Source organism: Barrientosiimonas humi (assembly GCF_006716095.1).
Classification (GTDB): domain Bacteria; phylum Actinomycetota; class Actinomycetes; order Actinomycetales; family Dermatophilaceae; genus Barrientosiimonas; species Barrientosiimonas humi.
In genome coordinates, this window is sequence record NZ_VFOK01000001.1 from 2,514,999 (window position 1) to 2,534,028 (window position 19,030).

The 19,030-nt window shown below is 67.6% G+C and carries 13 protein-coding genes and 3 rRNA genes; 6 read left to right on the plus strand and 10 right to left on the minus strand.

Going from position 1 to position 19,030, the window contains the following annotated elements; all coding sequences use genetic code 11:
- Nucleotides 1–7: 7 nt before the first annotated feature.
- The 5 genes from lysX to FB554_RS11815 all read right to left on the minus strand — a co-directional run bounded on the left by lysX (nucleotide 8) and on the right by FB554_RS11815 (nucleotide 10,456).
- Entirely contained in the window at nucleotides 8–3,343 is a 3,336-nt protein-coding gene (gene lysX / locus FB554_RS11795) for a bifunctional lysylphosphatidylglycerol synthetase/lysine--tRNA ligase LysX (RefSeq protein ID WP_142006316.1), read from the minus strand.
- Nucleotides 3,344–3,409: 66 nt separating this feature from the next.
- Nucleotides 3,410–3,527 (minus strand): 5S ribosomal RNA (rrf, locus tag FB554_RS11800).
- 74 nt (nucleotides 3,528–3,601) lie between these two features.
- A 23S ribosomal RNA gene (locus FB554_RS11805) occupies nucleotides 3,602–6,731 on the minus strand.
- Between the two features lie 393 nt (nucleotides 6,732–7,124).
- Nucleotides 7,125–8,658, minus strand: a 16S ribosomal RNA gene (locus FB554_RS11810).
- The 16S, 23S and 5S rRNA genes sit together here, the layout of an rRNA operon.
- 421 nt (nucleotides 8,659–9,079) lie before the next feature.
- Nucleotides 9,080–10,456 carry a cystathionine beta-synthase gene (locus FB554_RS11815; RefSeq protein WP_142007580.1) on the minus strand — a complete coding sequence of 459 codons (1,377 nt, stop codon included), beginning with the start codon at nucleotides 10,454–10,456 and terminating at the stop codon, nucleotides 9,080–9,082.
- Between the two features lie 129 nt (nucleotides 10,457–10,585).
- On the opposite strand from FB554_RS11815, the gene FB554_RS11820 reads away from it, so the two are divergent.
- Nucleotides 10,586–11,674 (plus strand): SGNH/GDSL hydrolase family protein, encoded by a 1,089-nt coding sequence (locus tag FB554_RS11820; protein ID WP_142006318.1) that lies wholly within the window; start codon nucleotides 10,586–10,588, stop codon nucleotides 11,672–11,674.
- A 70-nt stretch (nucleotides 11,675–11,744) separates the two neighbouring features.
- A complete protein-coding gene (locus FB554_RS11825; RefSeq protein WP_142006320.1) occupies nucleotides 11,745–12,968 on the plus strand; it encodes an acetyl-CoA C-acetyltransferase in 1,224 nt (407 codons plus the stop codon).
- A gap of 75 nt (nucleotides 12,969–13,043) precedes the next feature.
- On the opposite strand, the gene FB554_RS11830 is transcribed toward FB554_RS11825, so the two are convergent.
- From FB554_RS11830 to FB554_RS11840, 3 genes are all read right to left on the minus strand, one after another.
- Nucleotides 13,044–13,355 (minus strand): hypothetical protein, encoded by a 312-nt coding sequence (locus tag FB554_RS11830; protein ID WP_142006322.1) that lies wholly within the window; start codon nucleotides 13,353–13,355, stop codon nucleotides 13,044–13,046.
- Between the two features lie 3 nt (nucleotides 13,356–13,358).
- A complete protein-coding gene (locus FB554_RS11835) occupies nucleotides 13,359–14,357 on the minus strand; it encodes a Bax inhibitor-1/YccA family protein (RefSeq protein ID WP_142006324.1) in 999 nt (332 codons plus the stop codon).
- A 154-nt stretch (nucleotides 14,358–14,511) separates the two neighbouring features.
- Entirely contained in the window at nucleotides 14,512–15,033 is a 522-nt protein-coding gene (locus FB554_RS11840) for a hypothetical protein (RefSeq protein WP_142006326.1), read from the minus strand.
- 147 nt (nucleotides 15,034–15,180) lie between these two features.
- Here FB554_RS11840 and FB554_RS11845 point away from each other — a divergent pair, with 147 nt between their 5' ends.
- The 3 genes from FB554_RS11845 (at nucleotide 15,181) to FB554_RS11855 (ending at nucleotide 17,341) form a co-directional block, all read left to right on the plus strand.
- Nucleotides 15,181–15,882, plus strand: coding sequence for an alpha/beta fold hydrolase (locus tag FB554_RS11845; RefSeq protein ID WP_142006328.1), 702 nt, complete (start codon nucleotides 15,181–15,183; stop codon nucleotides 15,880–15,882).
- A gap of 69 nt (nucleotides 15,883–15,951) precedes the next feature.
- Nucleotides 15,952–16,641 (plus strand): hypothetical protein, encoded by a 690-nt coding sequence (locus FB554_RS17160; RefSeq protein WP_170206862.1) that lies wholly within the window; start codon nucleotides 15,952–15,954, stop codon nucleotides 16,639–16,641.
- Between the two features lie 22 nt (nucleotides 16,642–16,663).
- Nucleotides 16,664–17,341, plus strand: a complete 678-nt coding sequence (locus FB554_RS11855; RefSeq protein WP_142006330.1) for a hypothetical protein — start codon at nucleotides 16,664–16,666, stop codon at nucleotides 17,339–17,341.
- A gap of 22 nt (nucleotides 17,342–17,363) precedes the next feature.
- Here FB554_RS11855 and FB554_RS11860 read toward each other — a convergent pair whose 3' ends face one another.
- Nucleotides 17,364–17,768, minus strand: a complete 405-nt coding sequence (locus FB554_RS11860; RefSeq protein ID WP_211344589.1) for a hypothetical protein — start codon at nucleotides 17,766–17,768, stop codon at nucleotides 17,364–17,366.
- Between the two features lie 293 nt (nucleotides 17,769–18,061).
- On the opposite strand from FB554_RS11860, the gene FB554_RS11865 reads away from it, so the two are divergent.
- Nucleotides 18,062–18,442, plus strand: a complete 381-nt coding sequence (locus FB554_RS11865; RefSeq protein WP_142006332.1) for a hypothetical protein — start codon at nucleotides 18,062–18,064, stop codon at nucleotides 18,440–18,442.
- Nucleotides 18,443–18,451: 9 nt separating this feature from the next.
- Here the strand turns inward: FB554_RS11865 and FB554_RS17385 are convergent, their stop codons facing one another.
- The gene (locus FB554_RS17385) at nucleotides 18,452–18,769 is read right to left on the minus strand and encodes a hypothetical protein (protein ID WP_142006334.1); all 318 of its coding nucleotides are present in this window, start codon (nucleotides 18,767–18,769) and stop codon (nucleotides 18,452–18,454) included.
- Between the last annotated feature and the right edge of the window lie 261 nt (nucleotides 18,770–19,030).

Sequence of the window (19,030 nt, forward strand, 5' to 3'; positions counted from 1 at the left end):
ACGCCGGTCAGGGCTGGGGGCGGACGAACGGGAAGGCGAGCGTGGGGCGGATCGACACCCCGGCGAGCAGCATCACCAACCGGTCGACGCCGAACCCGAGGCCGCCGGTCGGCGGCATCCCGAGCTCGAGCGCGGCGAGGAACGCCTCGTCGAGCTGCATCGCCTCCAGGTCGCCGGCGGCCGCGGCCATCGACTGCTCGGTGAGCCGCTGCCGCTGGTCGATCGGGTCGGTGAGCTCGGTGTACGCCGTCCCCAGCTCGGCGCCCCAGGCCACCAGGTCCCACTGCTCGGTCAGTCGCGGGTCCTCCCGGTGCCGCCGCGCCAGGGGCGAGACCTCGACCGGGAAGTCGGTGTAGAAGGTCGGGTAGGTCGTCTGCTTCTCGACCAGCGCCTCGTACAGCTCCATCACGAGGCGGCCCGCGCTGGTGCCGGGCGGCACGTCGACCCCGTGCTCCCGGCAGACCTCGGCGACGTCTCGCAGCGGCGTGCTCGAGGTGAGCCGCGCGCCCGTGGCTCGCGAGACGGCCTCGTGCAGCGGCACCACCGGCCACTCCCCCGTCAGGTCCACCTCGACGAGCTGGCCACCGGCACCGGGTCGCATCGCGACCGGGCGGCCGTTGACCGCGGTCGCCGCAGCGATCGTGGCGGAGCGCATCAGCTCCCGCATCGTCGTGTAGTCGCCGTAGGCGGCGTACGCCTCCAGCGAGGTGAACTCCGGGTTGTGCGTCGCGTCGGCGCCCTCGTTGCGGAAGTTCCGGTTGAGCTCGAAGATCCGCGGCATCCCGCCGACGGCCAGCCGCTTGAGATAGAGCTCGGGCGCGATGCGCAGGAACAGCTCGGTGTCGTAGGCGTTGATGTGCGTCGTGAACGGTCGTGCCGCGGCGCCGCCGTGGACGGCCTGCAGCATCGGCGTCTCGACCTCGAGGAAGCCGCGCTCGGCGAAGATCTCGCGCAGCGCGCGCACGGCGGCCGAGCGTCGGCGCAGCAGGTCCACGGCGTCGGGGTTGGTGATCAGGTCCAACGACCGGTTGCGGACGCGCACGTCGTCACTGAGCCGGGCGCGCAGCGGCGGCACCGGGTGCAGGCACTTCGCGGCCATCGCCCATCGGTGCAGCACGACCGACAGCTCCCCGGTGCGCGAGGCCCCGACCTCGCCGGTGACGCTCACCAGGTCGCCGAGATCGACCCCGCTCACCCACGTCTCGCGCGCGGGCGCCGGGGTCTCGTCGCGGCTGGTCAGCACCTGCAGCAGCGCGCCCTCCTCCTCCAGCACGGCGAACGTCACGCCGCCGAGGTCGCGCCACGCCCGCACCCGCCCGGTCACCGACACGGTGCGCCCGGTCCGGGCGCCGGGCGCCAGCCCGCCGCAGGCCGCGCGCACGTCGGCGAGCGAGCGGTCCCGCTCGACCGACGGTGGGTACGCCGGCAGCCCCTTCCCCTCGAGGGCGTCGGCCTTGGCGCGGCGCACCCGCTGCTGCTCGCCCACGCGAGGGGCCGGCGCCGCGACGTGCAGCAGCTCCTCCTCCTGGGCGCGGACCCGCTCGACGAAGCCGGCCTCGGGCCGCGGCGGCTGGTGGTCGTCGACGCGCGGGCCGGTGAGGAACCGGGGACCGACCACAGGCAGGAAGCCTTCGGCCACGCCCATGGCGATGCCGGCCCGGGCCACGGTGAGCGCCGGGTCGTAGCACAGCAGCCGCGGCACCCACTGCGGGCGGTACTTGTCGTTGGACCGGTAGAGCGTCTCGAGCTGGTAGAACCGCGAGGCGAACGACAGGGCGGCGTCGGTGAGCCGGGTGACCGGCCCGGCGCCCACCTGGTCGGCGCCGGCGAACACGTTGCGGAAGACCGCGAAGTTGAGCGAGACCCGCCGCACGCCCAGGCCCGGCCCCTGCTCGGCGAGCCGCGAGACGAGGAACTCGTTCAGGCCGTTCGGCGCCGTCCGGTCGCGGCGCATCAGGTCCAGCGACAGCCCGCGCGTGCCCCACGGCACGAAGCTGAGGAAGCCGCGCACCTGCCCCTGCGGGTCGTGCGCCGTGACGACGACGCACCGCCCGTCGGCCGGGTCGCCGACCCGGTTGAGCGCCATCGAGAAGCCGCGCTCGGTCTCCTCGCCGCGCCAGGCGTCGGCGAGGCGCTCGAGCTCGGCGAGCTCGGCCGGGTCGAGCTCGCTGTGCCGCCGCACCCGGGCGGTGTAGCCGGCTCGGGCCACCCGGGTCACCGCCTGGCGCACCGGCCGCATGTCGCGGCCGCTCAGCGAGAAGGAGTCCAGCTCGACGATCGCCTCGTCACCCAGCGCGAAGGGGCGCAGCCCCGCCGCGACGTACGCCCGCGCACCCTCCTCGCTGCACGACAGCACCGCGGCGTGCCAGCCGTGCGTGCGGCACCGCTCCAGCCAGTCGCCGATCACCTCTGGCCAGCCGCTGCGCGCGCCCACGGGGTCCGCGCTCGCCACGCAGACGGTCCCCTCGACCCGGTAGGTCAGCGCGGCCCGGCCGTCGCGGGAGAACAGCACGCTCTTGTCTCGGCGGGTCGCGAAGTAGCCCAGCGAGTCGTGCTCCCCGTGCTCCAGCAGCAGCCGCCGCACGGCCAGCTCCTCGTCGGCGCTCTGATGAGTGCTGGCACGGTTGCCCCGCAGCAGCACGAGCGTTGCCAGCACGAGCGCCGCCGCCGAGGCCAGCCCGGCCAGCCCGAAGATCCACTGATGGCCCATGCGTCCGTCGAACGTGGGGTCGACCGGGGACGTGGACTGCCCGAACGTCGCGCGCAGCGCCCACCGCGCCTCCTCCAGGAGTCCGTCGAGCGAACCTGGCATGAGCACGGTGAGCGCCAGGGTGAGCCCGAACGAGGCGAGCAGACCGGCGACCAGCACGACCAGGGCGGTGCGGCGCGATCCGTGAGCCAGGCGGGCCGGGAACTGGCGGAACGCTGCTGCCACGAGCAGGAGCACGGCCAGGGTGACCGCGGCGCACCCGACGTTGAACAGCGGTCGCTCCCGCAGCCCCCACCACAGCCCAGCGAACCGGCCGGTCCCGGCCGTGTCGGGCGCGGTGCCTCCCGACCAGGAGTCGGCGGCCACCAGCACCTGGAAACCCAGGCTGAGCGACACCAGGACGACCACCACGACGTACGCCGCGCGCAGCCTCCGTCGGACGGCGCCGGCGAGCACGAGCAGCATGGCGATGACGAACAGGCTGGGCTCTGCCGGGAGCCCGAGGACTCCCAGCGCGTCGTTGACGGCCTCGACGGTCGCGCTGTGCCGCCAGGGCCACGACACCAGCGACCAGAGCGCGACCAGGGCGAACGCGTTGCCCAGCGTGCGCGCCACACGCTCCCGCCAGGTCATGCCGCGATTGTGGCAGGAAACGCAAGAAGGGGAGCCGCATGTGCGGCTCCCCTTCTCGGAAAGATTGTCCGGCGGCGTCCTACTCTCCCACACCCTACCGAGTGCAGTACCATCGGCGCTGAAGGGCTTAGCTTCCGGGTTCGGAATGTGACCGGGCGTTTCCCCATTCGCTATGACCGCCGTAACACTGTGAAACTATCAACCAACCAACGGGCCGGTGCTGTTTCAGAGTTGCATAGTGGACGCGAGTATCTTTGTGGTAACAAGTTATCGGCTTATTAGTACCGGTCAGCTCCACACATTACTGTGCTTCCACGTCCGGCCTATCAACCCAGTCGTCTAGCTGGGAGCCTCACCACCCAAAGGGTGTTGGAAACCTCATCTTGAAGCGTGCTTCCCGCTTAGATGCTTTCAGCGGTTATCACTTCCGAACGTAGCTAATCAGCGGTGCTCTTGGCAGAACAACTGACACACCAGAGGTTCGTCCATCCCGGTCCTCTCGTACTAGGGACAGGTCTTCTCAAGCTTCCTACGCGCACAGCGGATAGGGACCGAACTGTCTCACGACGTTCTAAACCCAGCTCGCGTACCGCTTTAATGGGCGAACAGCCCAACCCTTGGGACCAACTCCAGCCCCAGGATGCGACGAGCCGACATCGAGGTGCCAAACCATGCCGTCGATATGAGCTCTTGGGCAAGATCAGCCTGTTATCCCCGGGGTACCTTTTATCCGTTGAGCGACGGCGCTTCCACAAGCCACCGTCGGGTCACTAGTCCCGACTTTCGTCCCTGCTCGACATGTCTGTCTCGCAGTCAAGCTCCCTTGTGCACTTACACTCGACACCTGATTGCCAACCAGGCTGAGGGAACCTTTGGGCGCCTCCGTTACCTTTTAGGAGGCAACCGCCCCAGTTAAACTACCCACCAGGCACTGTCCCTGAACCAGATCATGGTCCGAAGTTAGGAGCCCAGAACGACCAGAGTGGTATTTCAACAACGACTCCCCACCCCGCTGGCGCGAGGGGATCAACATCTCCCACCTATCCTACACAAGCCGTACCGAACACCAATACCAAGCTATAGTAAAGGTCCCGGGGTCTTTCCGTCCTGCTGCGCGTAACGAGCATCTTTACTCGTAGTGCAATTTCGCCGAGTTCGTGGTTGAGACAGTGGAGAAGTCGTTACGCCATTCGTGCAGGTCGGAACTTACCCGACAAGGAATTTCGCTACCTTAGGATGGTTATAGTTACCACCGCCGTTTACTGGCGCTTAAGATCTCAGCTTCACACCCCGAAAGATGTTAACCGGTCCCCTTAACGTTCCAGCACCGGGCAGGCGTCAGTCCGTATACATCGAATTGCTTCTTCGCACGGACCTGTGTTTTTAGTAAACAGTCGCTTCTCCCTGGTCTCTGCGGCCCTCGCCCCTAACCCGAAAGGGTTTCAAGGCTCAGGCCCCCCTTCTCCCGAAGTTACGGGGGCATTTTGCCGAATTCCTTAACCACGATTCACTCGATCGCCTTGGTATTCTCTACCCAACCACCTGAGTCGGTTTGGGGTACGGGCGGCTCGAACCTCGCTAGAAGTTTTTCTCGGCAGCATAGGATCACCCTACTTCCCACTAACGTGGTCACTATCAAGTCTCAGCCTGTACGGCACCCGGATTTACCAGTAGTGCCGGCCTACACTCTTAGACGGGGACAACCATCGCCCCGCGGAGGCTACCTTCCTGCGTCACTCCATCGCTTACCTACTACAAGATCGGGTCCCACGCGCCCCCGACACCCCTACCCCCGAAAGGGCAGTAAGCGCGGGTTAGGGTGGTTAGCATCACCTGATTCGATATGGGCGGTCCTTCGCCGGTTCCGGAATATCAACCGGATGTCCATCGACTACGCCTGTCGGCCTCGCCTTAGGTCCCGACTTACCCAGGGCAGATTAGCTTGACCCTGGAACCCTTGGTTATTCGGCGCACGGGTTTCTCACCCGTGATTCGCTACTCATGCCTGCATTCTCACTCGTGTAGCGTCCACACCTGGATCACTCCGATGCTTCACCCGCCACACGACGCTCCCCTACCCAACCACACCCCTGAACAACCAAAAGATTGCTAGAGTAATGTGTGACTGCCACAGCTTCGGTGATGTGCTTGAGCCCCGCTACATTGTCGGCGCGGAATCACTTGACCAGTGAGCTATTACGCACTCTTTAAAGGGTGGCTGCTTCTAAGCCAACCTCCTGGTTGTCACAGCAACTCCACATCCTTTCCCACTTAGCACACGCTTAGGGACCTTAGCTGGTGATCTGGGCTGTTTCCCTCTCGACTACGAAGCTTATCCCCCGCAGTCTCACTGCCACGCTTCACTTACCGGCATTCGGAGTTTGGCTGACGTCAGTAACCTGGTGAGGCCCATCAGCCATCCAGTAGCTCTACCTCCGGCAAGAAACACGCAACGCTGCACCTAAATGCATTTCGGGGAGAACCAGCTATCACGGAGTTTGATTGGCCTTTCACCCCTACCCACAGCTCATCCCCTCAGTTTTCAACCTAAGTGGGTTCGGTCCTCCACGCCGTCTTACCGGCGCTTCAACCTGGCCATGGGTAGATCACTCCGCTTCGGGTCTAGACCCAGCGACTCAATCGCCCTATTCGGACTCGCTTTCGCTACGGCTACCCCACACGGGTTAACCTCGCCACTGAGCACTAACTCGCAGGCTCATTCTTCAAAAGGCACGCCATCACCCACACAAAGTGCAGGCCCTGACGGATTGTAAGCACATGGTTTCAGGTACTATTTCACTCCCCTCCCGGGGTACTTTTCACCTTTCCCTCACGGTACTAGTCCGCTATCGGTCACCAGGGAATATTTAGGCTTGACAGGTGGTCCTGCCAGATTCACACGGGATTCCTCGAGCCCCGTGCTACTCGGGGTAACACGCCAACGAAGTCACGCACATTTCAGCTACGGGGGTACCACCCTCTACGCCACGCCATTCAAGACGCTTCGCCTATGCACGCGATTTATCACTCCGCGCCGACCTGTCAGAGCCAGCACGACGCACCCCAAACAACCCCCGCTCCGCAACCCCTGACAGGTATCACACGAAACAGGTTTAGCCTCATCCGCTTTCGCTCGCCACTACTCACGGAATCACATATTGTTTTCTCTTCCTGTGGGTACTGAGATGTTTCACTTCCCCACGTTCCCTCCACACACCCTATATATTCAGATGCGGGTAACACCTCATAACAGGTGCTGGGTTTCCCCATTCGGACACCCTCGGATCGCAGTCCGGTTATCGACTCCCCGAGGCTTATCGCAGATTCCTACGTCCTTCATCGGTTCCTGGTGCCAAGGCATCCACCATGCGCCCTTAAAAACTTGGCCACAAAGATGCTCGCGTCCACTATACAATTCTCAAACAACACACGAACACCAACCACCAACACACCCAGTGCGCCAGCCAGCTGGTCCCGTCCACGAGAAAACCCCCACCCCGCAAACCCCCACACCACACAACAGTGACGCGGAACCTTGCATCAGGCAGGTCCTGTTCCCTCAGGACCCAACAACGTGTCGACACCCCCACGCACTCCACAACCCGGTCACCAGCCCTCCACACCACCACCCCCACCCAACCAAGAAGGCTAAGCAGGAAGCGTGGTCGTACTAGCCGGCCCTGACCAGACCGAAGCGCCACGAGGCACCATGATCGATGTTCCACCCATGAGCACACCCCCAGCACACACACGGCACTGAAGAGGCTTAACAGCTCCTTAGAAAGGAGGTGATCCAGCCGCACCTTCCGGTACGGCTACCTTGTTACGACTTAGTCCCAATCGCCAGTCCCACCTTCGACCACTCCCCCCAGGAAAACCTGGTTAGGCCATGGGCTTCGGGTGTTACCAACTTTCGTGACTTGACGGGCGGTGTGTACAAGGCCCGGGAACGTATTCACCGCAGCGTTGCTGATCTGCGATTACTAGCGACTCCAACTTCATAGGGTCGAGTTGCAGACCCCAATCCGAACTGAGACCAGCTTTAAGGGATTCGCTCCACCTCACGGTCTCGCAACCCTCTGTACCGGCCATTGTAGCATGCGTGAAGCCCAAGACATAAGGGGCATGATGATTTGACGTCATCCCCACCTTCCTCCGAGTTGACCCCGGCAGTCTCCCATGAGTCCCCACCATCACGTGCTGGCAACATGGAACGAGGGTTGCGCTCGTTGCGGGACTTAACCCAACATCTCACGACACGAGCTGACGACAACCATGCACCACCTGTGCACCAGCCACAAAGGGAAACCACATCTCTGCAGTCGTCCGGTGCATGTCAAGCCTTGGTAAGGTTCTTCGCGTTGCATCGAATTAATCCGCATGCTCCGCCGCTTGTGCGGGCCCCCGTCAATTCCTTTGAGTTTTAGCCTTGCGGCCGTACTCCCCAGGCGGGGCGCTTAATGCGTTAGCTGCGGCACGGAACCCGTGGAATGGATCCCACACCTAGCGCCCAACGTTTACGGCATGGACTACCAGGGTATCTAATCCTGTTCGCTCCCCATGCTTTCGCTTCTCAGCGTCAGTAATGGCCCAGAGACCTGCCTTCGCCATCGGTGTTCCTCCTGATATCTGCGCATTTCACCGCTACACCAGGAATTCCAGTCTCCCCTACCACACTCTAGTCTGCCCGTACCCACTGCAGACCCGGAGTTAAGCCCCGGGCTTTCACAGCAGACGCGACAAACCGCCTACAAGCTCTTTACGCCCAATAATTCCGGACAACGCTCGCACCCTACGTATTACCGCGGCTGCTGGCACGTAGTCAGCCGGTGCTTCTTCTCCACCTACCGTCACCCCGAAGGGCTTCGTCAATGGCGAAAGGAGTTTACAACCCGAAGGCCGTCATCCCCCACGCGGCGTCGCTGCATCAGGCTTGCGCCCATTGTGCAATATTCCCCACTGCTGCCTCCCGTAGGAGTCTGGGCCGTGTCTCAGTCCCAGTGTGGCCGGTCGCCCTCTCAGGCCGGCTACCCGTCACCGCCTTGGTAGGCCACTACCCCACCAACAAGCTGATAGGCCGCGAGCCCATCCTTCACCGAAAAAATCTTTCCACAACACACCATGCAGTGCGCCGTCATATCCAGTATTAGACCCAGTTTCCCAGGCTTATCCCAGAGTGAAGGGCAGGTTACTCACGTGTTACTCACCCGTTCGCCACTAATCCACCCGAGCAAGCTCGGGCATCATCGTTCGACTTGCATGTGTTAAGCACGCCGCCAGCGTTCGTCCTGAGCCAGGATCAAACTCTCCGTAGAAAATCAAAACCTGGCCGAAATTGAACAGAGTTCAAAATCAACCAAACAAACATTTGGCATCAATCACTCGACACGCTGTTGAGTTCTCAAGAAACAAGCACGCACCTCAGCGACAGATGCATTCGCACCGATCGTGTGGGGTGACCCATCTCGTTGGTTCCGACTCGGCTCTTGGGCGTCAAGCCGGCCCTGTGAGGTCCGAACTCTCGCGCACTTGGCTCCGAGCGGAGTGCCATCGTAGCAGAACCTCGTCGGCTTCGCTACCCGGCTTGCCTGCCCTGTCGGGCTGACGTCGAGAACATTAGGACACCGGGAGCGCGGCCTGCAAATCGAGAACGCCTCCGGCGCGTGAGACCTGCGTCACAAGGCCCAATCCCGTTGCAGCACAACAGAATTGGGCCTTGGGCGAGGTCGGTCGACGTCAGTCGACCAGGAAGTTGAGCAGGTCGGACCGGGTCAGCACCCCGCTGGGCTTGCCGTCGCTCACCACGAGGATCGCGTCGTGGTCCTCCAGCAGCTCGCGGGCCTGGCTCACCGGCTCCCCCGCGCCGAGCATCGGCAGCGGCGGGGCCATGTGCTTCTCGACCGGGTCGGCGAGGTGGGCCTCCCCGGCGTAGAGCGACTCCAGCAGCGCCTTGTCGGTGACCGACCCCGCGACCTCACCGGCCATGACCGGAGGCTCGGCCTTGACGACAGGCATGGCCGAGACGTCGTACTCACGCATGATCTGGATGGCGTCGCGCACGGTCTCCACCGGGTGGGTGTGCACCAGGTCCGGCATCGAGCCGTCCTTGCCCTCGAGGATCTGCCCGACGGTCTGCTCGGTGCTGCCCTTGCGGAAGCCGTACGACGCGAGCCAGCCGTCGTCGAAGATCTTGGACATGTAGCCGCGCCCTGAGTCGGGCAGCAGCACGACGACCACGGCGTCGGCGGGCAGCGTGCGCGCGTGCCGCAGGGCCGCGACGACGGCCATGCCGCAGGAGCCGCCCACGAGCATCCCTTCCTCGCGGGCCAGCCGTCGGGTCATCTCGAAGGAGTCGGCGTCGCTGACGGCGATGACCTCGTCGACGACCTTGGGGTCGTAGGCCTCGGGCCACATGTCCTCACCGACCCCCTCCACGAGGTAGGGCCGGCCGGTTCCGCCGGAGTAGACCGAGCCCTCGGGGTCGGCGCCGATGATCTGCACCCGGCCGCCCTCGCGGTCGGCCGACACCTCGCGGAGGTACCGGCCGGTGCCGGTGATGGTGCCGCCGGTGCCGATGCCGGTCACGAACGAGGTGATCCGGCCCGCCGTGTCGCGCCAGATCTCCGGGCCGGTCGTGTCGTAGTGGCTGGCCGGGCCGTTCTGGTTGGAGTACTGGTCGGGCTTCCAGCCGCCCTCGGTCTCGGCCGCGATGCGGTCGGAGACGGAGTAGTAGCTGTCCGGGTGGTCCGGCGGGACCGACGTCGGGGTGACGACCACCTCGGCGCCGTACGCCCGCAGCACGTTGCGCTTGTCCTCGCTCACCTTGTCGGGGCACACGAAGATGCACTTGTAGCCCTTCTTCTGCGCGACCAGCGCGAGCCCGACCCCGGTGTTGCCGGAGGTCGGCTCGACAATGGTTCCGCCGGGCTTCAGCTCGCCGGAGGCCTCCGCGGCCTCGACCATGCGCAGGGCGATGCGGTCCTTCACGGAGCCGCCGGGGTTGAGGTACTCCACCTTCGCGAGCACCGTGCAGTCGATTCCGTCGGTGACCGAGCTCAGCCGGACCAGCGGGGTGTTTCCCACGAGGTCGGCGATGTGCTCGGCGTAGGTCATGCCGTCGTCAGCCATGTGCTCATCGTGACACCTGCTCCGGCGGGCCATTCCGGCGATGCCGGGGCCGGCACGTTTTGCCCCGGTGAGACGCTGGAACAGGCAGAAGGCACGAGGACCGGAGGGGGTCGCATGGGTCGAGCACGGCGAGCGCGCAGGATCGCGGCGGCGGCGGCGTACGGCGGTGGGGGCGCGGGAGCGGTGGGGCTGGCGACGTACGGCCTGCTCGCCGCCGAGGCGAAGATCGCGCGGCGCGTGGTGGGGACGCCGTTCGAGACCGCCCCCGACGACTCGGGCCGCTACGGGCACGGGTTCGGCGACCAGATCGACCTGGTCGTGCTCGGTGACTCCAGCGCGCGCGGCCTCGGGGTGGACGAGCCAAGCCAGACCGTCGGCGCGATCGTCGCCGGCGCGGTCGCGGCGTTCAGCGGCCGGCCGGTCGAGCTGACCAACCTGGCCGTCGTGGGCGCCCAGTCGGCCGACCTCGACGGGCAGGTCGACCAGCTGTGGGAGCGCGTGGAGTACCCCGATGTCGCGATCATCATGGTCGGCGTCAACGACGTGACCCACCGCATCGACCGCAGCGTCGCCGTGCGCCACCTCGCGATGGCGGTGAACCGGCTGCGCGAGCGCGGCACCGAGGTCGTCGTCGGCACCTGCCCCGACCTCGGCGTGATCCGGCCGGTGCCGCAGCCGCTGCGGCTCATCGCGCAGCGCTGGTCGCGCGACCTGGCCGCCGCGCAGACCGTGGCCGTGGTCGAGCAGGGCGGGCGCACCGTGTCGCTCGGCGACCTGCTGGGGCCGGAGTTCCTGGAGAGCCCGACCGTGATGTTCAGCAAGGACCAGTTCCACCCCTCGCCGGCGGGGTACGCCCGCGCGGCCTCCGCGCTGCTGCCGAGCGTGCTCGACGCGCTGGGTCAGACCACCGTCGACACCGGCCGGGCACCCGACCAGCGCCGCGGCGAGGGCGTCGGCCCGGTCGCGGTCGCGGCGGTGCGCGCCGTGGCCGACCCGGGCACCGAGGTCGTCGGCACCGACGAGGTCGGGCTGCGCGGCCGGCTGGCGGTGCTGCTGCGACGCCACCGCGAGCCGCTGCCGGACACCTCCGACGGCGACGGGCGCGCCGACCCCGCGGACGACTCCGCCGACCCGACGCCCGCGCCGGACGGGCAGGAGGAGCCGGCCGCGGACGTACAGAACAGGACCGGGCAACCCCACTAAGCGAGCGCTTAGCACGGGTTATGCTCGGATCACGCCGGTCTCTCGACCGCTCCGCCGACCTGGAGGACTCATGCCAGAAGCCGTCATCGTCTCCGTCGCCCGCACGCCGATCGGTCGTGCGTTCAAGGGCAGCCTGAAGGACATCCGCCCCGACGACCTCACGGTGCAGGCGGTGCAGGCCGCCCTCGCGAAGGTGCCCCACCTGGACCCGACGCTGATCGAGGACCTCTACCTCGGCTGCGCCGAGCCGTGGGGCGAGCAGGGCAACAACATGGCCCGCGTGGTCGCGACGCTCGCCGGCTACGACCACCTGCCCGGGGCGACCGTCAACCGGTTCTGCTCCTCCTCGGTGCAGACGACCCGGATGGCCGCGCACGCGATCAAGGCCGGCGAGGCCGACATCCTGCTGTCGGCCGGTGTCGAGTGCGTCTCGCGCTACCCCGACCTCAGCGGCGCCGGCCAGTCCAAGGCCGAGTGGCACAACCCCCAGTTCGCCGACGCCGAGGCGCGCACCGCCGAGACCGCGCGCACCAACGCGACCTGGACCGACCCGCGCGAGCAGGGCCAGCTGCCCGACATCTACATCGCGATGGGTCAGACCGCCGAGAACGTCGCGACCTCGCGCGGCATCTCCCGCGAGCGGCAGGACGAGTGGGGCGTCAGCTCCCAGAACCGCGCCGAGAAGGCCATCTCCGAGGGCTTCTTCGAGCGCGAGATCTCGCCGGTCACGCTGCCCGACGGCACCGTGGTCAGCACCGACGACGGCCCGCGGGCGGGCGTGACGCTGGAGAAGGTCTCCCAGCTGCAGCCGGTGTTCCGCGAGCAGGGCACGGTCACCGCCGGCAACTGCTGCCCGCTCAACGACGGCGCCGCCGCGATGATCGTCATGAGCGACACCAAGGCCAAGGAGCTCGGCCTCACCCCGCTCGCCCGCGTGGTCTCGACCGGCGTCTCGGCGCTGTCGCCCGAGATCATGGGCCTCGGCCCGGTCGAGGCGTCCAAGCAGGCGCTGGCCCGCGCCGGCATGACGGTCGCCGACATGGACCTGTACGAGATCAACGAGGCGTTCGCGGTGCAGGTGCTGGCCTCGGCCGACGACCTGAAGCTCGACCACGACAAGCTCAACAAGCACGGCGGCGCAATCGCGCTGGGCCACCCGTTCGGCATGACCGGCGCGCGGATCACCGCGACGCTGCTCAACGGTCTGCAGACCGTCGACGGGACCTTCGGCCTGGAGACGATGTGCGTCGGCGGCGGGCAGGGCATGGCGATCATCTACGAGCGGCTCAGCTGACGCGCGTACCTCAAGAATGATCGAGGCGGACCGGCATGCCGGTCCGCCTCGATCATGCTTGCGGTTCTCGCGGTCTCAGCCCGGCGGCCGGGCGAGGGTCGCGCGCAGCTGCCGCAGGCGTACGGGCAGGTCGGGGGCCAGCCCCGCCGCGCAGGCGTCGTAGCTGGTGACGACGAGCTGGTCGTACGCCGTCGCCGGGCCGAGGTCGGGCAGCGGCACCACCGCGCGGTGCTCGGCCGCGGCGACCGCGTCGGCGAGGTCCTGGGCCAGCCCGCGCACGGCCGGGGCAAGCGAAAGCGCGTGGCCGAGCGGCAGCTGCTGCCACCGCTCGGCCACGCGCCGCAGCTCCACGGCCACCGCGTCGGGGACGGGTGAGCCTGGAGCCATCGGTCAGTCGCTCTGGATGCGCGCCAGGAGGCGCAGGATCTCCAGGTAGAGCCAGACCAGGCTGACGATCAGGCCGTGGGCCATCAGCCAGGAGGTCTTCTCCGGGACGCCCATGCGCACGCCCTGGTCGATCGTGTCGAAGTCGATCGCGAGCGAGTAGGACGCGAGGCCGACGGCGAAGACCGAGATCGCGATGCCGAGGGCGCCCGAGCCGCCGATGCCGAACGGCTGGTTCATGTACATCGCGTAGCCGAGGTTGATCAGCGCGAAGATGAAGTAGCCCAGGATCGCCATGCCGAAGATGCGCCGGCTCTTGGCCGTCACCTTGATGAAGCCGGCCTTCCAGCCGACGAACATCGCCGCGAACACGCACAGCGTCGCGAGGACCGCCTGGCCGACGATGCCACCACCGAAGATGTCGCTGTACGTCATGCTGATCGCGCCGACGAACAGGCCCTCGAAGACGGCGTAGGCCACGATCAGCGGGACCGAGATCGTCTTCTTGAACGCGATGGCGATGCCGAGGCCGAGGGTGGCGACCAGGCCGACACCCCAGATGGCCATGCCCATCTCGGGCATCTCGCGGACGGCGAACCAGCCGACCGCGGCGAAGACCAGCACGACCCCGAACAGGCCGAGCGACTTCATCATCACGTCGTCGAGCGTCATCCGGCCGGTCTGCTGCGGCCCGGCCGGAGTCTGGTTGTACATCTGCTCCAGCTGCTGGGCGCTCATGGCGTCCTGGCCGGCGCCCCAGGCGCCGCCCATGCCACCGGGGCCCTGCTGCTGACCGGGGAACCCAGGCTGGCCCTGCTGCGGCTGGCCGTAGGGCTGCTGGCCGTAGCCCTGCTGGGGCTGGCCGTAACCCTGCTGGCCGGGCTGGGCGTACGGCTGCTGGCCGTAACCCTGCTGGGGCTGGGCATAACCCTGCTGGCCGAAGCCGGCGTACTGCCCCTGCTCCATCTGCTTCTCGATCCGGCCGAAGACCGGGTTGCTTGCCATGGCTCCTCCAGGCGTCATGGTGATGCGTGCTGCTGCACGCGACTTCTCACAGTGTAGAAGTGCCGGGGCGCGCAAAAGGTTCCCGTCGCAGGGGCGCGGCGGGCCGGGCCGCCCGGTCGGGCGGCTGAGCGGGCGTCCGGTGGCGGGTGCGGGGTCAGCGCAGGACGCGGTCGAGCAGCCCGGCGGCGCCGCGCTGCTGCTCCCCCAGATAGGCATCGAGCACGAGCAGCGCGCCGGTGGCGGCGGGCACGACCCAGCGCAGCACGGCCAGCCGCTGGTGCAGCTGCTGCTCGTCCTGGCCGGCCGCGCCGGCCTTGCCCTCGCGCAGGTCGCCGAGCTTGCGGCCCTGGTCCCAGGCCGCCCCGGTGGCGGCGAGCGCGACACCGGTGAGCGCGGTCTTGGCGACGACCGCGCCGCGGGTCGGGGCGTGCAGCGTCGTGCGACGGCGGTTGTCGGCGACGATCGCGAGCCCGCTCAGCAGGTGCAGCGCGATGGCGCCGCCCTGCACCGGTCCCCAGCGCTCCCAGCCGGTGCCCGCGACCCGCGCGGTGTCCTGGCGGCTGCCCGCCTCGTGCGAGGCGGCGTTGAGGCTCACGGCTCCCATCAGCGAGCCACCGAACCAGGCGGCGTTGGTGAGCAGGTGCGTGGCGCGTACGGCCGTGCTGAGTGCAGTCATGCCCGTCACGCTAGGAAGGTGCTGGCTGCCCGGGCACACCCCTGGGTGCTCCCTACGACGGCGTCAGCCCGCCGCGCGGACGCCGGATCGGAACTGATCGGCGCAGACGGACGGGGTTCGTCCGTGTCGGCTGGCATGCTCGCGCCCATGACGACTCAGATTGTGCTGGTGCCCGGGTTCTGGCTCGGTGCGTGGGCCTGGAACGACGTGACGAACGGACTGCGCGAGCGGGGCTACGACGTGGCGCCGCTCACCCTGCCCGGCCTCGAGCCCGACCGCGACGACCGGTCGCAGGTGACGGTCGAGGAGCAGGCCGAGGCGATCGTGGCGGCGCTCGACCGCAGCAAGGACCGGCGGGTGCTCGTCGTGCACAGCGGCGCGGCGGTGCCCGGGACGGTCGTGCTCGACCGGGAGCCCGAGCTCGTCGACCAGGTGATCTACGTCGACACCGCGCCCGTGCGCGACGGCTACGCCATGAACGCCGACCTCGAGGGCGACGTGCTCGAGCTGAGCGAGGTGTGGGACGAGGAGAAGGAGGGCGGCGCGATGCGCGACCTCACCGACGAGCAGCTGGCGGAGTTTCGCGCCAAGGCGGTACCGCAGCCGGGCCGTACGGTGAAGGAGCCGGTGAGCCTCGGCAACGACTCACGGCACGGGGTCCCGGCCACGCTCATCGCGACGAGCTACTCGAGCGAGGACTACCGCAAGTACGCCGCCGAGGGCGCCGGCTTCCTCGCCGCGCTGCCGGACTACCCCGACCTGCAGTTCGTCGACCTGCCCACCGGCCACTGGCCGATGTGGTCCAAGCCCGACCAGCTGGTCGAGACGATCGCCGAGATCGCCGGCTGACGTACGGCCCGCCGGAGGGCGGTTGGTCGTACGGTGTCAGCAACGACGTTCGTTCGGGGGTGAGCGAGCATGACGCAGACGATCGATGCGCCGCAGCGGCAGCCGGAGTCGCCGGTGCAGCGCGGGCGGGCCTGGCTGCTGCGCAAGGAGACGCTGGGGTATCTGGTCCTGGCGCTGTTCACGGTGTTCCTGGTGGCGGGTTCGTTCGTGGGGCCGCGCGAGGAGTCCGACCTGCCACCGGCGGAGTACCGCGGCGGTTACGTGCTCACCGACCGGGAGCCGACGCCGCTGCACCGCTCGGCATGGGCCGTCGACCGGCGCGCGAGCGAGCTCCAGCCGTCGGCGACCGGCACCGTGCTGGTGTGGGCCGACGCCCAGGGCGACTACACCCTGAGCTGGACGCGGCTGCGGGCGCAGGACCCGGAGCTGGCCGCGCTGCGCGCACAGCCCCAGGCCACCGCCGAGGGTGACCCGCGCGACCTGATGCGACGGGTGGCGCAGATCGGGTTCGTCCTTGCCGGTGTCACCGCGCTCACGATCCTGTTCGGCCCGCGGCCTCGCGTCGGCACCCGGTGGTTCTGGATCTTCCAGCTGCTCGTGCCGCTCGGCATCGGCGCGGCGTGGTTCGCCTGGACCGAGCTGGTGCGTACGCCGGACGAGCGAAAGCCCTTGCGCCGCAGCGGCTTCGACGGCTTCTTCACGATGGTCGGGCTGACCATCGTAATCACGGCCGGCCTGTGGTTCGTCGCAGGATTCTGAGCAGGTTCCACCGGGGGCACGTGTGACGCAGACGATCGAGGCACCACAGCGGCCCGGGCGACGGCTCGGGTGGCGCACGCTGGTGCTGCGCAAGGAGGCCCTCGGCGTGCTGCTGCTGGGGCTGGTCGCCGTCTTCGTCCTGTGGAGCGCCTGGGTGGGACCTCGACCGGACAGTCCGCCGCCGGAGAGCATGCCCAGCGAGGGCTACGTGCTCTCGCTCAACGCACCCGACGGTCTGTCCAGCGTGCGGCCGTGGTCGACGGGCGAGCTCATCGACCGGCTGCGGCCGGCACCCGAGGGCAACGTGCTGGTCTGGACCGAGGCCGGCCGCGTGCGGTGGGCCACGCTCTCGCCGTCCGACCCGATGCTGAAGGAGTACCGCGCGCGCCCGGTGTCGAGCACCGGTCTGCAGCCGGCCGAGGCGCTGCACCGGCCGATGGTCGTCGGCGTCTTGATGTCACTGCTCGCGCTGTGGGCGGTCGTGGCCGGACCGCGGCCTCGCTACGGCACGCGCTGGTTCTGGTTCTGGCTGCTGTCGGCGTCGCTCGGCCTCGGCATCGCGTGGTACGCCGTCGCCGAGCTGATCCGCACGCCCGACGAGCGACGGCCCCGCCGACGCTCCGGGCTCGACGGGTTCGTCACCGGACTCGTGATCTCGGCCGGAGTCGGGGCGATGCTGTGGCTGCTCCAGGGGTTGTGAGCCTCCGGGTGGCCTGACGGGGTCAGTCGGGGCGGCGGGTGAGCAGCCAGACGGTGAGGCCGACGGCGAGCGCGCTGATCACGAACGCGCCCGGGACGTGCAGGTCGAGGGTGGCGCGGCTGCCGTAGGACGCCTGCAGGAACGACAGCCCGAACAGCGCGGCCGCGACGATCGGGCCCGCCCAGGAGACGCGCCGCTGGGCGGCGAGCACCCCGAGCGCCAGGGTCAGCAGACCCGACGTGACGTGCAGCAGGACGGCACCGGTGCCGTGCAGCCCCTCGGCGCGCCCGTCCTGCACCAGGGCACCGGCCGTCCCGAAGATCAGGACCACGGTCGCCGCGGTGAGGACCGCCAGCAGCTGCGCCACCCGCAGCACGGGTGCGGCGGCGGGGCGGGTGCGGTCGATGGTCTGGTGGTTCAGGCTCATGGGTCGGACACCTCCAGTAGTTGCCCGGTCAACCCGTGAGCGCGGTGCGGAGTTCCGCGACGTCCTGCATTTCGTACGACAACGCACGATCTGAGAGAGCGCGCCCCGGAATCCCGGGCCGGCTCACCGCATTTCGTACGACAACGCACGATCTGAGCCGCACCTCCCCGGAATCCCGGCCGGCTCGCCGCATTTCGTACGACAACGCACGATCTGAGGGCGCGGCGCGGCGGGTGCACTTCCTGCGACGACACTCGAGGCAGGCTGACCTCACTTTTGCGGCCGTCGCCCGGGTGGCCGAGGCCGGATCGGACGGTGCGGCAACGGCGGAACTGCCTGCCCGCCCAACCAGGCGACTGCGCTACCGGCTGAGCGAGACGGACCGGGAGGCCATCGTGGCCGGGTTCTTGGCGGGTGAGTCGAAGCTGGCCTTGTCCCGCAAATGGCAGGTCAGTGCCTACTCGATCCGCCTGATCCTCATCGAAGCGGGGGTGGCCCAGGCCGGGCTGAACCTTAGCGAGCGCCAGGTCGAGGAGATTTGCCGTTTGTACCGAGCTGGGGTGTCAGTGTTGGAGATCTCGCGGCGGACCGGGGTGCCGGATTCAACGGCACGGATGGTGCTGGTGGAGCGGAAGGTGGAGGCGCCGAAGCCAGGACGCCGGGCACCCCGATGAGACCGGCAGTTAGGCGGCGCGGTCAGTGGGCGTGTCGTCGTCTTCGGCGGTGCGCTCTGCTCGCGCTTCCCGTGCGGCGTCTTCCCTGGCCCGCTCGACAGCCATTTCGACGATGATCCGGGCGATGCGGTCGACATCCGGCTCGGGCCGCATCACTGCCCGGACCGTGATCGTCCCGATGGGCTGTCTGCCCCGACGTCCCCGCTTGGATCCGGAGCGGTCACGTTCGAGGCGAGCCAGCCGCTCCCGCTGACGGCGGGGTTCATCCTGGACGTACTGCTCGACCAGCGGTAGGTACTTGACGGCTTTGCCGGCACGGTGCGGCAAGCTCTTGTCCGCAGCCGTGACCAGGCGACGGTGGGCTAGGAGCTTCTCGTCGTCTCAGTCCTTGCTGGGAGCGAAGAACATGTGGAGGAGGAGCTGGTCTCTCTCCTCGAAGTAGCGGAAGGATGAGCCGTCAGACCTCACCCACAGGGCGCGAAGGCGGTGGTGGAGTTCGAGGTAGCGGGTGGGCGTGAACGAGGCCGGGCATGGCTACTCTTCCACTCAATATTGACACAACACCATCCTAAACATGCGAGACTGCCT

Bases quoted from the DNA above. Each gene is read 5' to 3' on its own strand.
- FB554_RS17160 (WP_170206862.1), top strand. From the start codon at position 15,952: ATGACGCAGACGATCGATGCGCCGCAGCGGCAGCCGGAGTCGCCGGTG.
- FB554_RS11840 (WP_142006326.1), bottom strand. From the start codon at position 15,033: ATGACTGCACTCAGCACGGCCGTACGCGCCACGCACCTGCTCACCAAC.
- FB554_RS11815 (WP_142007580.1), bottom strand. From the start codon at position 10,456: ATGACCTACGCCGAGCACATCGCCGACCTCGTGGGAAACACCCCGCTG.
- FB554_RS11845 (WP_142006328.1), top strand. From the start codon at position 15,181: ATGACGACTCAGATTGTGCTGGTGCCCGGGTTCTGGCTCGGTGCGTGG.
- FB554_RS11825 (WP_142006320.1), top strand. From the start codon at position 11,745: ATGCCAGAAGCCGTCATCGTCTCCGTCGCCCGCACGCCGATCGGTCGT.
- lysX (WP_142006316.1), bottom strand. From the start codon at position 3,343: ATGACCTGGCGGGAGCGTGTGGCGCGCACGCTGGGCAACGCGTTCGCC.
- FB554_RS11830 (WP_142006322.1), bottom strand. From the start codon at position 13,355: ATGGCTCCAGGCTCACCCGTCCCCGACGCGGTGGCCGTGGAGCTGCGG.
- FB554_RS11860 (WP_211344589.1), bottom strand. From the start codon at position 17,768: ATGAGCCTGAACCACCAGACCATCGACCGCACCCGCCCCGCCGCCGCA.
- FB554_RS11835 (WP_142006324.1), bottom strand. From the start codon at position 14,357: ATGGCAAGCAACCCGGTCTTCGGCCGGATCGAGAAGCAGATGGAGCAG.
- FB554_RS11820 (WP_142006318.1), top strand. From the start codon at position 10,586: ATGGGTCGAGCACGGCGAGCGCGCAGGATCGCGGCGGCGGCGGCGTAC.